We start from the raw sequence: 2,395 nt of genomic DNA, 5'->3' as shown, positions 1-2,395 counted from the left end.
TTCGCCACCGTGTCATTCGTCGAGGCAGCAACCACCGTCGCCTGACCCGCCACCTTCGCCGCATCCGTCGCGTTCTGCGCGATCTCCCGGATCGACGCCCCCATCTGCTCAGCACCCGCAGCAACCGCCTGCACGTTGCGCGACACCTGCTCCGCAGCAGCAGCCACCACACCAGCCTGCGCACTCGTCTCGCCGGCCGCGCTGGCGACCTCGGCGTTGGAGCCCGTCAGGCGCTGCGCCGACTCGGCGACGTCCTGCGCGGTCTGCGCGACGTCGGTCAGCGTGGAGCGCAGACCGTCCTGCGCGCGGCGCAGCGACGCGGCCATCCGGCCCGTCTCGTCCTGCGACGTCACGGCGGCGGTGACGGTGAGGTCGCCGTCGGCCATGGCGTCGAGCGACGCCCCGACCGAGCGCACGGCCCGGGACACCCGGCGGATGACCGCGGTGGACAGCCCGGCGGCCAGCACCGCGGCGACGACGAACGCGGCGCACAGCAGCCAGATCGTCCGCTCGACCTCCGCCTGTCCGGCGCTCTGGATGGCGAGCACCTGCGCGTCCGTCTGCGCCGAGGCGAGCGCGAGCGCCCGGCCGGCCCAGTCCGGGTCGGCGGCGACGTCGGCCGTGACCGCGGCGGTGAAGCCGGCGGTGTCGCCCGCCTCGACGAGCGGCACGAGCGTCTCGTCGCGGAACGTGGTCCAGGCGGCCCACCGCGTGCGGAAGTCCTTCCACTGCGGGGTGAGCGCGTCCGGGTACGCCTCCACGACGTCCGAGCGAGCATCCACGACGCCGTCCTCCCACGCCGAGGAGGTCAGGAGCTGGGCGCGGGTCGCGGCGTCGGCGCCGACCGCGCGGGCCAGCAGCAGGTGGCTGCGTGCCTGCGCGGCACCGAGGTCCGCGAACGCGCGCTGCAGGTGCGTGTCGAGGTCGGCCATCTGCTGCAGGTCGTCGCCCGCGCGCTGCAGGGCGATCGCCCCGGCGCCGCCCACGACCGCGAACGTGCCGCCGAGGACGACCATCGCCGTCGCGAACTTCACGGCGATCGGGCGGTCCCAGAACCAGGCGCCGCGGCGCCGGACCGGCGTGGTGACCGTCGTGGTGGACATCAGCCGACCTCTTCCGCGGTGTAGTAGCCACCGTCGACGAGCAGCCGCCGGTAGTTGTCCTTCGTGACCGCCCGGGGCGGCAGGAGGTAGGACGGCACGACCTTCACGCCGTTGTCGTACGTCGTGGTGTCGTTGACCTCGGGCTCGTCGCCCTCGAGCAGCGCGTTGACCATGGCGACGGTCACCTCGGCCAGCTGGCGGGTGTCCTTGTACACGGTCGAGTACTGCTCGCCGGCCGCGACCGAGCGGACGGCCGGGATCTCCGCGTCCTGCCCGGTGACCACGGGCACGTACCCGAGGGACTTCGCCGACGCGATGACCGCCTGGGCGATGCCGTCGTTGGGCGCGAGCACCCCGTCGAGGTGCCGGCCCTTGGCGTACGCGCCGAGCAGCGAGTCCATCCGCTTGCCCGCCGTCGGCGGGTCCCACTTGTCGATCGCGACGTCCTCGCGGGCCACCTTCCCGGACGGGACGACGAGCGTCCCGTCGGTCAGGAAGGGCTGCAGCACCGACATCGCGCCGTCGTAGAACACCGTCGCGTTGTTGTCGTCGGGCGATCCCGCGAAGATCTCCACGGCGAGCGGCCCGCGCTTCGCGGTCCGCTTCCCCGTCGCGTCGATCACGCCGAGCCCCTGGAGCAGCGCGGTCCCCTGCATGACGCCGACCCGCGCGTTGTCGAACGACGCGTAGTAGTCGACGTCCTTCGACTCCCGGATCAGGCGGTCGTAGGAGATGACGGCGATGCCCGCGGCGTGCGCCTTGGCGAGCACGGCCGTCAGGGCCGTGCCGTCCACCGCGCCGATCACGAGCGCGTCCGCACCCTCGTCGACCATGTCCTGCACGTGCGCGACCTGCGCCGCGACGTCGTTCTCGGCGTACCTCTTGTCGACGCGGTAGCCCAGCGAGTGGAACTGGGCCGAGAGGTTGTCCCCGTCGGCGACCCACCGGGTCTGCTCGGTCGTCGGCATCGCGATCCCGACGAGCGGCGCGTCCGACGAGTCCGCCGCGACCTGCGCGGAGCACCCGTTCACGCCGACGAGGAACAGGAGGGCGGCGACCCCGACCCGCAGCTTCATGTCCCGACCCCGCTCAGTAGGTGAACGCGGCGACGCGGGTGCGCAGCTCGGCCGACATGCGCGCGAGCTCGGAGACCGAGGCGCCCATCTGGCCGATCACGTCCGAGCTGGTCGCGGTGGCCGTGGCGACGCCGGTGATGTTCGTGGCGATCTCCCCCGACCCGGTCGCGGCCTCGGCCACCCCACGCGACATCTCGTTCGTCGTGGCCGTCTGCT

Annotated in this window: 2 protein-coding genes and 1 pseudogene; all 3 read right to left on the bottom strand. The window is 73.0% G+C overall.

The features are described from left to right. A partial coding sequence (locus tag EDF34_RS17390; RefSeq protein WP_148076682.1) for a methyl-accepting chemotaxis protein occupies window positions 1-1,103 on the bottom strand: 1,103 nt, incomplete at its 3' end. Further along, window positions 1,103-2,179, bottom strand: coding sequence for a sugar-binding protein (locus EDF34_RS17385; protein ID WP_123372777.1), 1,077 nt, complete (start codon window positions 2,177-2,179; stop codon window positions 1,103-1,105). The genes EDF34_RS17390 and EDF34_RS17385, both read right to left, overlap by 1 nt. 13 nt (window positions 2,180-2,192) lie before the next feature. After that, a pseudogene (locus EDF34_RS17380) lies at window positions 2,193-2,395 on the bottom strand (methyl-accepting chemotaxis protein); the annotation flags it as partial.

It is taken from the genome of Cellulomonas sp. PhB150, from assembly GCF_003755175.1.
In the GTDB taxonomy this organism is placed as follows: domain Bacteria; phylum Actinomycetota; class Actinomycetes; order Actinomycetales; family Cellulomonadaceae; genus Cellulomonas.
Note: the sequence above shows the minus strand (reverse complement) of the source record. Positions and strands in the feature narration are given on the sequence as shown.